This window comes from Paractinoplanes ovalisporus (genome assembly GCF_016834655.1).
Taxonomy (GTDB): Bacteria; Actinomycetota; Actinomycetes; order Mycobacteriales; family Micromonosporaceae; genus Actinoplanes; species Actinoplanes ovalisporus.
In genome coordinates, this window is the sequence record NZ_JAENHP010000003.1 from 671828 (window position 1) to 683638 (window position 11811).

Consider the following 11811-nt stretch of genomic DNA (forward strand, 5'->3'; position numbering starts at 1 on the left):
TTAGTGGGAAGCAACGCCCCCATGAAGATCTGGCCCGGGAACCCCTACCCGCTGGGTGCGACCTACGACGGAGGGGGGACGAACTTCGCCCTCTTCTCAGAACTCGCCGAGCGGGTCGAACTGTGTCTCTTCGACGACGACGGCAACGAGACACGCGTCGACCTGCCCGAACGGGAGGCCCTCGTCTGGCACGGGTATCTGCCGCGGATCGTCCCCGGCCAGCGGTACGGATATCGGGTGCACGGGCCGTACGACCCGTCGCGGGGACTGCGCTGCAATCCCAGCAAACTGCTGCTCGATCCGTACGCGAAAGCGATCGACGGGCACAACGACTGGAACGAGGCCCTCTTCGCGTACCGGTTCGGCGACCCCGATTCCCGCAACGACGAGAATTCCGCCCCGTACGCGCAGAAGTCCGTGGTCATCAACCCGTTCTTCGACTGGGGCAACGACCGGCCGTTGCGCATTCCGTTCCATCAGACGGTCATCTATGAGGCGCACGTCAAGGGCATGACCGAACGCCACCCCGAGATCCCTGAGGACGTACGGGGAACGTATTCCGGTCTGGCTCATCCGGCAATGATCAAGTATCTGAAACGGCTCGGGGTGACCGCCGTCGAGTTGATGCCGGTGCACCAGTTCGTGCACGACAGCACGCTCGTCGACCGCGGCCTGACGAACTACTGGGGCTACAACACGATCGGCTTCTTCGCGCCGCATAACGGATACGCCTCGTTCGGCGGGCACGGCGGTCAGGTCCAGGAGTTCAAGTCGATGGTGAAGGCCCTGCATCAGGCCGGCATCGAAGTGATTCTCGACGTGGTCTACAACCACACGGCCGAGGGCAACCATCTCGGGCCGACACTGTCGTTCCGGGGCATCGACAATCCGGCCTATTACCGGCTGGTCGACGAGGACAAACAGTACTACTACGACACCACCGGCACCGGGAACAGCCTGAACGTGCGCCACCACGAGTCGCTGCGGCTCATCATGGATTCGCTGCGCTACTGGGTGACCGACATGCATGTCGACGGTTTCCGGTTCGACCTGGCGGCCGCGCTGGCCCGCGAGTTCCACGCCGTGGACCGGCTGGCCGCGTTCTTCGACCTGGTCAACCAGGACCCGGTGGTCTCGCAGGTCAAGCTGATCGCCGAGCCGTGGGACGTCGGCGACGGCGGGTATCAGGTGGGCGGTTTCCCGCCGCTGTGGACCGAATGGAACGGCCGTTACCGCGATTCCGTCCGCGATTTCTGGCGGGGCGAGCCGGCCTCGCTCGGCGAGTTCGCCTCCCGGTTCACGGGCAGTTCCGACCTGTATGAGATCGACGGCCGCCGCCCGATCGCGTCGATCAACTTCGTCACCGCGCACGACGGCTTCACGCTCAACGATCTGGTGTCGTACAACGAGAAGCACAACGATGCCAACGGCGAGGGCAACCGGGACGGTGAGAGCCACAACCGGTCGTGGAACTGCGGTGTCGAGGGGCCGACCGACGACCCCGACATCGTGGCCCTGCGCGAGCGGCAGAAGCGCAATTTCCTGGCCACCCTGCTGTTGTCACAGGGCGTGCCGATGATCTCCCACGGCGACGAGCTGGGCCGCACGCAGGACGGCAACAACAACGTCTACTGCCAGGACAACGACATTTCCTGGATCGACTGGACCGACGCCCGCAACCAGGACGTGCTGACCGGGTTCACCCGGCGGCTGACCGAACTGCGGGCCAGGCATCCCATCTTCCGGCGGCGGCGCTTCTTCACCGGCGACCCGGTCGGCGACGACAAGGTGCCCGACATCGCGTGGCTGCGGCGGGACGGCCAGCCGATGACCGAGGCCGACTGGAACACGCGCAGCGGCATGACGATGACCGTTTTTCTCAACGGCCACGGCATTCCGGAACGTGACGCCCTCGGCGAGCCGATCATCGACGACTCGTTCCTGCTGCTGTTCAACCCGCTCGGCGAGAGCGTGCAGTTCACGCTGCCGGACCGCAGTTTCGGCCGCACCTGGGAGCTCGTGGTCAACACGGCCGACCCGCTGCTGGCGGTCCGGCGCAAGACAGCCCGGGCGGCGACGCAGCTGGAGGTGATGGGTCACACCATGGTGGTTCTGCGGTGCCGTTACTGATATCCACCGGCGCCAAGGTGTCGCGCCTCGGTGGGCGGCTTGTGGACCGTCGTTCTCCACAAGCTGTTCGCCGAGGCGGATGCCTATGTTGACACGATCAATGTTGACGAGGATGTCCACCTCGTCCTGCCGCCGGGTAATCCCAACGGCAAGGGCGATCACAGCTGCGACCCCAACCTGTGGTGGGGAACGCCGCTGGACCACGCCGTAGCCCTTCTCAGCTACGAAACACGCGCTAACGGCCGCGGTTGCGGGGATGGTTGCGCGCCGTGCGCTCGTTGCCGTGGCGGTAATTGCCGGTGAGGCGGGCCATCAGCTCCTGGGGGTCGCTCTCGTCGACCTCGGCCAGGAACCGCGCGGCCGTGGCTCCGCGCAGAACGCCGGCCGGGCGCCCGTGATGGAGAAGCTCGACATCACCGTTCTTGCGGATCCGGTACGTGAATCCCTCTGGTGAACCTGACATCGCTCCATGCTCGCGGGCGCCCCGGCTCCCGCGCGACCGATTTCCGTCCCGCCGGTCAGCCGTCTCCAGCCACGGGGTGAGGGCCGCTCGCACGGGGGTGGGCTTGGCGGCGGCCTCTACTCCACAGTCAGCCGGTCGGGCTCCTCGACGGCCCAGCTGGTCGGGCTCAGACCTGCTGGGACTCGGTGGTGGAGGGGTGCAGCTCGGCCGTGGTGTCGCGCACGAACTTGCCGGTGCTGGTGCTGCGGTTGACCGTACGGTCCTTGTCGCTGTCGTCGCCGCCGACGTGCTCGGTCGTCGTGCTCTCCGGGTTGCGCTCGACGGTGCTCTCCTTGACGAACTTGCCCGTCTTGGCGCTGCGGTGGACGTCGTGCTCGTTCCCGGCCATGACAAATCTCCTTCACTGGTCATCAGGGGGTGTCCTCTTTGACCTTCCCGTCCGCCGAACGCCCAAACATCCCGCGGCGCGGTGGAGGCGCGTGGCCTGTGGTCGACGCGCGCGACGTTCGGCGGCGGTCCCGAGACCGAGTCGTGATGGCGCCCTGGACCGGCACGACCTTGACGTCAGCCCGCCCCCGGTGTGTTCAATGCGCGGCGGAGTGACGCTTCACCGCGGTCTCCCAGCCGGGGAGGGTGGCGGCGTCGCGGTCGGCGTGCTCAATGCGCGGCGGAGTGACGCTTCACCGCGGCTTCCCAGCCGGGGAGGGTGGCGGCGTCGCGGTCGGACGGGCCCACGTAGTCGGCGGACGGGCGGATGATCTTGGCCAGGCGCTTCTGTTCGAGGATGTGCGCGCTCCAGCCGGCCGTCCGGGCGCAGGTGAACATGGACGCCAGCATGTCGACCGGAACCTCGGCGAAGTCGAGCACGATGGCGGCCCAGAACTCCACGTTGGTCTCGAGGACGCGGTCGGGCTTGCGTTCGCGCAGCTCGGCCAGCGCCGCCTTCTCCAGCTCGAGGGCGACCTCGTAACGCGGCGCGCCGAGTTCGCGGGCGGCCTCGCGCAGGATGCGGGCCCGCGGGTCCTCGGCGCGGTAGACGGCATGTCCGAAACCCATGAGGCGCTGGCCGCTGTCCAACACCCTTTTTACGTACGCCCGGGCGTCTCCCCCGTCCTCCACAGCGGCGACCATGCCCAGTGCGCGTGCGGGCGCGCCGCCGTGCAGCGGGCCCGAGATGGCGGCGACGGCGGCCGACAGGCACGCGCCGACGTCCGCGCCCGTGCTGGCCACGACGCGGGCCGTGAAGGTCGACGCGTTCATGCCGTGTTCGGCCGCGCAGACCCAGTAGCGGTCGATCGCGGCGACGTGACGCGGGTCGGGTTCGCCCCGCCAACGGATCATGAATTGCGAGGTGATGTCGTGGCCCTCGGCGATCGTCCGCTCGGGCACGGCGGGTGCCGACTCCCCGCGAGCGGAGGACGCCACCGCGGCGAGCATCGCGGCCGACGCCCGCGCTACGTCTTGACGGGCCTGGGCGTCGTCAATATCGATCAATGGCCTCAACCCGAGCGCGGCCGCCACCGCTTGCACATCGACGCGCGCATCCCCGGTCCGTACGGGGAAATCGGGCTGGGCCGCCGGGAGCAGGGGCGATGCGAACGTGCCGTCGGCGAGCAGGCCGTAGACGTCGGCGAAGGACACCTCGCCGGCGAGGGTGCGGATGTCGACACCCCGGTAACGCAGGGACCCGCCGTCGCGGTCGGGTTCGGCGATCTCGGTGTCGAACGCGACGACACCGGCCAGTCCTGGATTCACAGTCAGCATGCCCTCACGATGCGACCCGTACATGTTGACGTCAATGTTGATCCAGTCAATATGAGAGCATGTGCACATGCCCGCCGAACCGCCCCCGCTCAGCACCGCCGAGGTCGCCCACCTGCTCGGCGTCAAACCGGCCACGGTCTACGCCTACGTCAGCCGTGGCCTGCTCGGTCGCCGCCGCAACGCCGACGGCAAGAACAGCCTGTTCGACCGCCGGGAGGTCGACGCCTTCCTGGCCGCGCGCAAACGCCCGACCACGCCCGGCATCCAGACCGGCATCACGCTGATCCAGGACGGCTTCCTCTATTACCGAGGCGAGGATGCCGTGCAGCTCGCGAGGGTAGCGAGTTTCGAGGAGGTCGTGGCGCTGCTGTGGACAGGGGCCCGGCAGTACGCCGATCTCGCCCCCGACCCGCGGCTGCGCCGGCTGGCCGAGACCGTGATCGCCCCGCTCCCCCACACGGCCCGCCACACCGACCGCCTGCGCGTGATCGTCGCCGCGGCGGCCGCCGGCGACCCGCTCCGCTTCGACACGAGCCCGAGCGCCGTGACGGCCACCGGCCGCGCCCTGCTCGGCACCATGGTGGCCGCCCTCCCCGCCGCCGTCCACGAACCGGCACTCGACGTGCCGACGGCAGAGGGCGCCGACCCGGACGTCGGCCGACCGGCATCAAGCGACACGCCGCGTTCCACAGCCGCGACGGCACACGGTGGCGGCTGGAGGGAACAGAACGACACGACAGCACACGATGCCGGCCGGGACGAAGGGAACGGCACGCCACGGTTCGCGGCCACGACGGCACAACACCCCGGGGCCGAGAAGAAGCGCGAGGCCGGTGCGGGCGTGGCGGAGCGGCGGGGACGTGGCAGCGGCGGCGGGCGGATCGCGGAGCTGTTGTGGGAGCGGCTGACCACGTGGGAGGCGGCGCCCCGGGAGCACAATCTGCTCGACGCGGCGCTGATTCTGCTGGCGGATCACGACATCGCCGCCTCGACGCTGGCCGCCCGGGTGGCTGCTTCGACCCGGGCCCATCCGTACGCGGTGGTCGGCGCGGGACTGGCCGCGCTGGACGGGCCGCTGCACGGGGCCGCGAGCAGTCTGGCCTGTCCGGTGCTGGCCGAGGTGATGGAGCAGCCCGATCCGGTCGGGGTGATCGCGGGGCGGCTGCGGGCCGGGGATCCGGTTCCGGGCTTCGGGCATCGGTTGTATCCGGACGGGGATCCGCGGGCGGTGGCGTTGCTCGACATGCTCGGGGACACCCGGGCCCGGGACGCCGCTGAACGGCTGGCCGAGGTGATGCGCGCCCGGTCCGGCGTACGGCCGAATGTCGATCTGGCCCTGGCCGCGCTCACCCTCGAGTACGGCATGCCGGCGGACGCGGGTGAGACCATCTTCGCCGTGGCGCGGACCGCGGGGTGGATCGCGCACGCGCTCGAGGAGTACGCCGACCGGCCCTCACGCTTCCGGCCGTCCGGCGAATACGCGGGCCAGGTCCCGTCCCAGCCGTAGTAAGCCACGACAGCGCGCGCAGGCGGATTGCGGGACGGGCGCCAGGGGTAGGGTCCGGGAATGTCGACTGAAGATCCAAACAGCCTCTCCCTGCTCGACGGGCTGCACTCCACACCCGCGCGGCGTTATCTGTCCGCGCGACCCATCGAGGACGACGTCATCACCGCGGTGCTCGATGCTGCCGTACGCGGGCCCAGCGGGGGCAACACGCAGCGGTGGGCGTGGATCGTCGTGCGGGACGCGGAGGTGAAGCGGCGGATCGCCGAGTGGTACCGGGAAGGCTGGGAGGCCAACTACGGATCCCGGCGGGAGCAGATTCTGGGCTCGGACGACCCGCAGGGCATGAGCGCGGCGTCGTTCCGGGCCGCGGACCACCTCGCGGCGCACCTCGAAGAGGCTCCGGTGTGGATCTTCCCCGTGCTGCTGGGCGCTAAGAAGTCCACCAATCCCCGGCTGGGCTCGTCCATCTACGGTGCCGTGCAGCAACTCATGCTGGCCGCGCGCGCCCACGGCATCGGATCGACGTTGACGACACTCTATGCGGGGCACGAGGACGACGTACGGGAATTGCTCGGTCTGCCCGAGGACGCGCTCACCATGGCGCTGATCCCGCTGGGTTATCCGGAACGTGGGCGGTGGGCTCAGCCCAAGCGGCGGCCGCTCGACGAGGTCGTCTTCCACGAGCGGTACACGGCCTCATGACGTACGTCAAAAGCATCACCATCGATTGTCAGGACGCGCTCGTCGTGGCGCGGTTCTGGGCGCAGGCGCTGGGTGGCGAGCTCGACGAGGACGGCACGCCGGACAAGGCTTTCGTCGAGGCGCCGGGGTGGGGCGGGCCGAACCTGTGGTTCCAGCGCGTTCCCGAACCCAAGGTGGGCAAGCTGCGCATGCACTTCGACCTGCGCGCGCCCGGCGGTGACATTCCGGCCGAGGTGGAGCGGCTGAAGGCGCTGGGCGCGACCTTCGCCTGGGAGGCCGGCGGGATCACCGTGCTGCGCGACCCGGAGGGCAACGAGTTCTGCGTCGAGGAATGAAGCCGACCAGTGAAGCCCGTCGAGTGAAGCCGATGAGTAAGGGCGAGGAGTGAACGGGTAGCAGGCGGCAGAGTCGTAAACCGGGGCCGGGTCCGACCGATAGCGGGGTAACGCCAGATCGACCCCGAGGAAGGACCCCGCCCATGGCCCAACGGACACTGCCGGTCCGCGACGACCGGTGGCAGCCGGAGGACCGGATCTACGACGGCCTGATCGCCCGCGCCGTCGACCATTCCGAGGACTCCGAGGCCCGTGACGGCACGGCCGAGATGATGGCCGGCGCGCTCATTCTGGTCGTGCTCTTCCTCGTCATCATGAAGGGCGCCGAATCGGCCACGGCCGCGCTCGTCACGTGTGGCGTGCTCGGCGGCGCCGGCTTCCTCTGGATGGTCATGAACGCCCGACCGGCCAAGGCCGACCGCGCGCAGGCGCTCAAGGAGCTGGGCGGACCCGGTTCGCTCCCGGCCGGCTACCTGGTGCACGCCAAGGCATGGGACGCCGGCCTGTCCGACCACGTCGCCGGTGTGCCCGAGTCGCAGCTGCTGGCCGCGGCCGAGCTGTGCAACATCTTCCCGGGTACCGTCAACGACCTGCTCCGCTTCGTCGAGAACGTGGCCGTCCACGTCCCGACCGGCCGGCACACCAGCGCCGACGACGTGCGCCGCCGGGCCCGCGAGCTCGTCCACGTGGCCAAGCCGATCGTGGTCGACTACGCGAAGAGCGCTCCGAAACTGCCGACGCCACCGCCCGAGGGCAAGAAGGGCAAGAAGTAGCGGAACGCCCCGGACCAGCAGGCCCGGGGCGTTCTGGTTGAAGCAGGCCGGACGGCACCAAAGACCCGTCAGGCCGCCAGCGCCGCATAACGGCCGCCCACACCGACCAGCACGTCGTGCGTTCCGGACTCGAGGATGCGGCCGTGGTCGACGACGGCGATCTGGTCGGCGTCACGCACGGTCGACAGGCGGTGCGCGATGGTCACCGTGGTGCGGCCGGCCGACAGCTCGTCGAACGCGCGCTGCACCGCCCGCTCGGTCTCGTTGTCGAGCGCGCTGGTCGCCTCGTCCAGCACCAGGATGCGCGGGTCGCGCAGCAGGGTGCGGGCGATGGCGATGCGCTGTTTCTCGCCGCCCGAAAACCGGTGGCCGCGGGAGCCGACCATCGTGTCGTAGCCGTCCGGCAGTCCCGCGATCAGGTCGTGGATCCGGGCCGCCCGGGCGGCGTTCTCGATCTCGTCGTCCGTGGCGTCCGGTTTCGCGTACCGCAGGTTCTCGCGCACGGTCGTGTGCAACAGGTACGTCTCCTGCGACACCACCCCGACGATCGACGACAGCGTCTCGAAGGACATGTCGCGCAGGTCGACACCGTCGATCGTGACGCGCCCGGCGGTCGGGTCGTAGAGGCGGGCGATCAGCGCGGCCAGGGTGCTCTTGCCCGAGCCGGTCTCGCCGACCAGAGCGAGCGATGTCCCGGCGGGCACGTCGAGGGTCACGCCCGCCACGGCGGCGGAGGGGCTTTCCCCGTACGAGAAAGTGACGTCCTCGAAGCGCAAGTGGCCCCGCGCCGCCGGAAGCGGCACCGGGCGCGCCGGCTCGTGGATGTCCACCGGCAGGTCGAGGTATTCGAAGATGCGCGCGAACAGGGCAAGCGAGCTGGTGACGGTGACGCCGACGTTGAGCAGCCCCATGAGCGGCCGGAACAGGTTCGTCTGCAGCGCGGTGAACGCGACCAGCGTGCCGATGCTCATCGAGCCGGAGGTGACGGGCAGGCCGGCGGCCAGATAGATGACCGCGGGGATGGCGGCGAAGACGATGCTCATCGAGGCCATCCGCCAGCGGCCGGCCAGCTCGGAGCGCAGTTCGAGGTCGATCAGGCGGCTCGACGACTCGGTGAACCGGCCGACCTGGGCCGGGCCGGTGCCCATGGTGCGGCTCAGCTGGACGCCGCCGATGGACAGGCCCTCCTCGATGATGACGTTGAGGTCGGCCAGTTCGCGCTGGCGCTGCGCGGTGATGGCCCGGCGCATGCTCGCGACCCGGCGGGTGAGCCAGATCGACGGCGGCAGCACGAGCAGCGACACCAGGGACAGCCGCCAGGACAGGGCGGCCATGGCGACCGCGGTGGCGACGACCGTGGTGAGGTTCGAGGCGATCGAGGTGGCGGTGGAGGTGACGACGGCTTCCATGCCACCGATGTCATTGGTGATGCGGGACTGCACTTCGCCCGTACGGGTGCGGGTGAAGAACGCGATGGACTGGCGCTGCAGGTGCCGGAAGACGTCGGTGCGCAGCCGGTGCATGACGCGCTGGCCGACGGTGGTGGAGATCCAGGTCTGCACGACGCCGAGCGCGGAGGTCACGGCGGCGACGGCGACCATGCCGATCACGAGCCAGACGAGCAGCCGCACGTTCTGGTCGGGCAGCGCGCGGTCGATGACTTCGCGCAGCAGGAACGGGCTGGCCATGCCGACGACCGACGAGGCCACGAGGGTGAGGACGACCACGGCGAGCGCGCCGCGGTGGTCGGTGAACAGGGCGCCGATGCGCCGCAGGGAGACGTTCTTCGCCTGCGCGATCTCGGCGGCGGTGGGCTTCTTCTTGCCGCGGGTGCGGCCTTCGACGGGGCTTTCCAAGAGCAGACCTGCTTCCGTACGGGGGGACGTTGTCTTTCGTGAGGTTACCTCAACATGAGGGAACAACAGAAGTCCCTGGTACGGTATTCCCGTGCACGAGGTCGACGACGAGGGCCTGGCCGAGGCGTTCTTCGCGGTGTCCCGCCGGCTGCGCCACCGCACCCGCGAGGCCCTGCAACCGTGGGAGCTCTCCCCCTCGCTGGGCCGCGCGATCGGCGTGCTGTCCCACCACGGCGACATCCGGCCCGGCGCGCTCGCCGAACACCTGCGCATCGCGCCCCGCTCGGCCACCGAGGTGGTCGACGACCTGCAGAGGCTGGGCCTGGCCGAACGCGCCCCCGACCCGGCCGACCGCCGGGCCGTGCTGGTCACCCTGACCGCGGAGGGGCGCCGGGTCAGCCGCGACATCAAGGCCGCTCGGCAGGAAGCGGGCGAGCGCTTCTTCGCGACCCTCTCCCCCGGCGACCGCGCCGAACTGACCCGCCTGCTGCGCCGCCTCCGCGACGACGCGGGCTGACCCCGGCGGCCGCCTGGGCAGCGGAACCTGGCCGGCCCGGACAGCCAGCCTTTCCCCAACCCGCGCTATTTGGGGCCCGACGGGTCCAAGCCGCGCCTATTTGTGGGCGCGGCGGGTCCAGCCGATCAGGCAGGCGCTCGCGGCTGCGGTGCTGAACGTCGCCACCAGCAAGGGCGTCGGGACGTCGACGCCGGCCACCCGGATCAGCACGGCCAGACCCAGCAGGGCGGCCAGGCAGACACCGAAGGCCACCGACGCGACATGACCCAGGACGGAACCGGCCGGGCGCACCGGGCGGAGGCCGCCGGCCGGAACGCGCAGGGACTCGGCGAAGTCGTCGGCCACCTGCACCAGCGAGTCGGCGTCGCGGATGTGCTGCTCGGCCGTGGTCAGGCGGCGCAGCTCGGCCAGGGCCCGCTCGTGCGTGGGATCGAGGCGCAGGGCCCGCGAGTACGCCTCCCGGGCGCTCAGCGGGCGGCCCGCGGCGAACAGGGCCATGCCGAACGCCACCTGCACGCCGGCGTCGTAGTGGGCGATCTCGGACGCGGCCTCGAGCACGAGCGCGGCCTCGGCGGTGCGGCCCGCGGCGAGCAGGGCCCGCCCGTGGCGCTCGGCCGTCCGGGGGTTGCCCGGGTCCTCCTCCGAGGCGGCCGCCGCGGCCGTGATGGCGAGGTCGTGGCGACCCAGCGCCGTGTAGGCGGCGCTGACCCAGAACAGCTCCTCGACGCCGCGCGGGTGCAGGTTCAGGGCCGTACGGGCCGCCTCGAGCGCATCGGCGGGCGCACCCATCGCCATCCGCGCGCGGGCCAGCAGCAGCCAGGCGACGCCGTTCTCGGGCTCGGCGCCCACCACCGGCGTCAGCAGGGTCGCGGCCTGGCCGGCCCGCCCGCTGGAGAGCAGGTCGCCGGCACGGTCGAGGAGGTTATCGGTCTGCACGGGGTTGTGATCGGCGGCGCCGGGCGCGGAAACCGGTTCGCGCCGGGTGCGTTCGAGTTGCCGGAAACCCTTAACCGGATCGGTGGCGATGCCGATCGAGAGCGGTTGCCAACGAGGAGCAGACCCCCACCCCGGAAGCGGAGGACGACGCCATGACCATCGGATCCCCCTGGACCTCGCACATCAGCCTGGTGCACCTGCACCTGGACGTGCAGCGCCTGCGTACCGACTTCGTGTCCGGTGCCGACAAGGAGGTCATCGCCGCCGACCGCGCGGCCGTGCAGGACAGCCGCCGGGTGCTCAACATCCACCGGGCCAACCTGCTCGACGTCACTGTCTGAGCTAGGCCTGCTTCTTCAGTTCGGCGTGGTGCTCGGTGATCGCGCCGTACATGCCGGACAGGAAACGCCGTACGGTCTCCAGCTCGGCCGGGCTGAAATCGTCCATCACCGCGTGGCTGCGCCGGCCGAGCGGGCGGAAGAAGGCCACGGCGAGTTCCATGCCGGGCTCGCCGTAGCGCAGGTGCACGACACGGCGGTCGGCACTTTCCCGCGTACGGCGTAAATGCCCGGCCCGCTCCAGGCGGTCGATCACCGCCGTGGTCGCGCCCGATGACAGGCCCAGCGTGTCGCCGAGCCGCCCCGGGGTGAGCGGGTCGCCGCGCCGCTCGGCGTGCATCACCGCGATCAGCGCCTGCAGGTCGGTGAAGTGCAGGCCTTGCTGGTTCGCGAAGTCGTGGGCCACGTGCTGGGCCTCGATGCTGTAGAGCCGGAGCAGGTCCACCACATCGGCGCGCAGATCGTCCCGTTCGTTCACTGCGCCAGTGTT

Annotated in this window: 13 protein-coding genes; 7 read left to right on the forward strand and 6 right to left on the reverse strand. The window is 70.3% G+C overall.

Annotated elements, in window-relative coordinates; translation table 11 throughout:
- The first annotated feature begins 21 nt into the window (after nucleotides 1-21).
- Nucleotides 22-2130 (forward strand): glycogen debranching protein GlgX, encoded by a 2109-nt coding sequence (gene glgX, locus JIG36_RS13355; protein ID WP_203376426.1) that lies wholly within the window; start codon nucleotides 22-24, stop codon nucleotides 2128-2130.
- A gap of 235 nt (nucleotides 2131-2365) precedes the next feature.
- Here the strand turns inward: glgX and JIG36_RS13360 are convergent, their stop codons facing one another.
- The 3 genes from JIG36_RS13360 to JIG36_RS13370 all read right to left on the reverse strand — a co-directional run bounded on the left by JIG36_RS13360 (nucleotide 2366) and on the right by JIG36_RS13370 (nucleotide 4357).
- Nucleotides 2366-2593: a hypothetical protein gene (locus tag JIG36_RS13360; protein ID WP_203376427.1), complete on the reverse strand. Its 228-nt coding sequence runs from the start codon at nucleotides 2591-2593 to the stop codon at nucleotides 2366-2368.
- A 166-nt stretch (nucleotides 2594-2759) separates the two neighbouring features.
- On the reverse strand, nucleotides 2760-2981 hold the full coding sequence (locus tag JIG36_RS13365; protein ID WP_203376428.1) for a hypothetical protein: 222 nt from the start codon (nucleotides 2979-2981) through the stop codon (nucleotides 2760-2762).
- 269 nt (nucleotides 2982-3250) lie between these two features.
- The gene (locus JIG36_RS13370) at nucleotides 3251-4357 is read right to left on the reverse strand and encodes a citrate synthase 2 (RefSeq protein WP_203376429.1); all 1107 of its coding nucleotides are present in this window, start codon (nucleotides 4355-4357) and stop codon (nucleotides 3251-3253) included.
- Between the two features lie 67 nt (nucleotides 4358-4424).
- On the opposite strand from JIG36_RS13370, the gene JIG36_RS13375 reads away from it, so the two are divergent.
- The 4 genes from JIG36_RS13375 (at nucleotide 4425) to JIG36_RS13390 (ending at nucleotide 7674) form a co-directional block, all read left to right on the forward strand.
- A complete protein-coding gene (locus JIG36_RS13375) occupies nucleotides 4425-5864 on the forward strand; it encodes a citrate/2-methylcitrate synthase (protein ID WP_203376430.1) in 1440 nt (479 codons plus the stop codon).
- Between the two features lie 60 nt (nucleotides 5865-5924).
- Nucleotides 5925-6566 (forward strand): nitroreductase family protein, encoded by a 642-nt coding sequence (locus JIG36_RS13380; RefSeq protein ID WP_203376431.1) that lies wholly within the window; start codon nucleotides 5925-5927, stop codon nucleotides 6564-6566.
- Nucleotides 6563-6901 (forward strand): VOC family protein, encoded by a 339-nt coding sequence (locus JIG36_RS13385; RefSeq protein ID WP_203376432.1) that lies wholly within the window; start codon nucleotides 6563-6565, stop codon nucleotides 6899-6901. The genes JIG36_RS13380 and JIG36_RS13385 overlap by 4 nt, the downstream gene beginning before the upstream one ends.
- Before the next feature lie 143 nt (nucleotides 6902-7044).
- Complete coding sequence (locus JIG36_RS13390) at nucleotides 7045-7674, forward strand: hypothetical protein (protein ID WP_203376433.1); 630 nt, start codon at nucleotides 7045-7047, stop codon at nucleotides 7672-7674.
- A gap of 68 nt (nucleotides 7675-7742) precedes the next feature.
- Here the strand turns inward: JIG36_RS13390 and JIG36_RS13395 are convergent, their stop codons facing one another.
- A complete protein-coding gene (locus tag JIG36_RS13395) occupies nucleotides 7743-9530 on the reverse strand; it encodes an ABC transporter ATP-binding protein (protein ID WP_203376434.1) in 1788 nt (595 codons plus the stop codon).
- Nucleotides 9531-9621: 91 nt separating this feature from the next.
- On the opposite strand from JIG36_RS13395, the gene JIG36_RS13400 reads away from it, so the two are divergent.
- Nucleotides 9622-10047 (forward strand): MarR family winged helix-turn-helix transcriptional regulator, encoded by a 426-nt coding sequence (locus JIG36_RS13400; RefSeq protein ID WP_203376435.1) that lies wholly within the window; start codon nucleotides 9622-9624, stop codon nucleotides 10045-10047.
- Nucleotides 10048-10143: 96 nt separating this feature from the next.
- Here the strand turns inward: JIG36_RS13400 and JIG36_RS13405 are convergent, their stop codons facing one another.
- On the reverse strand, nucleotides 10144-10983 hold the full coding sequence (locus JIG36_RS13405; protein WP_203376436.1) for a tetratricopeptide repeat protein: 840 nt from the start codon (nucleotides 10981-10983) through the stop codon (nucleotides 10144-10146).
- Nucleotides 10984-11135: 152 nt separating this feature from the next.
- Here JIG36_RS13405 and JIG36_RS13410 point away from each other — a divergent pair, with 152 nt between their 5' ends.
- Nucleotides 11136-11324 (forward strand): hypothetical protein, encoded by a 189-nt coding sequence (locus JIG36_RS13410; RefSeq protein WP_203376437.1) that lies wholly within the window; start codon nucleotides 11136-11138, stop codon nucleotides 11322-11324.
- A gap of 1 nt (nucleotide 11325) precedes the next feature.
- On the opposite strand, the gene JIG36_RS13415 is transcribed toward JIG36_RS13410, so the two are convergent.
- Nucleotides 11326-11799, reverse strand: a complete 474-nt coding sequence (locus JIG36_RS13415; protein ID WP_203376438.1) for a MarR family winged helix-turn-helix transcriptional regulator — start codon at nucleotides 11797-11799, stop codon at nucleotides 11326-11328.
- Nucleotides 11800-11811 lie beyond the last annotated feature (12 nt).

Excerpts from the sequence above, each read along its gene's own strand:
- glgX (WP_203376426.1), top strand. The coding sequence starts at position 22 with ATGAAGATCTGGCCCGGGAACCCCTACCCGCTGGGTGCGACCTACGAC.
- JIG36_RS13410 (WP_203376437.1), top strand. The coding sequence starts at position 11,136 with ATGACCATCGGATCCCCCTGGACCTCGCACATCAGCCTGGTGCACCTG.
- JIG36_RS13375 (WP_203376430.1), top strand. The coding sequence starts at position 4,425 with ATGCCCGCCGAACCGCCCCCGCTCAGCACCGCCGAGGTCGCCCACCTG.
- JIG36_RS13360 (WP_203376427.1), bottom strand. The coding sequence starts at position 2,593 with ATGTCAGGTTCACCAGAGGGATTCACGTACCGGATCCGCAAGAACGGT.
- JIG36_RS13380 (WP_203376431.1), top strand. The coding sequence starts at position 5,925 with ATGTCGACTGAAGATCCAAACAGCCTCTCCCTGCTCGACGGGCTGCAC.
- JIG36_RS13385 (WP_203376432.1), top strand. The coding sequence starts at position 6,563 with ATGACGTACGTCAAAAGCATCACCATCGATTGTCAGGACGCGCTCGTC.
- JIG36_RS13370 (WP_203376429.1), bottom strand. The coding sequence starts at position 4,357 with ATGCTGACTGTGAATCCAGGACTGGCCGGTGTCGTCGCGTTCGACACC.
- JIG36_RS13390 (WP_203376433.1), top strand. The coding sequence starts at position 7,045 with ATGGCCCAACGGACACTGCCGGTCCGCGACGACCGGTGGCAGCCGGAG.
- JIG36_RS13365 (WP_203376428.1), bottom strand. The coding sequence starts at position 2,981 with ATGGCCGGGAACGAGCACGACGTCCACCGCAGCGCCAAGACGGGCAAG.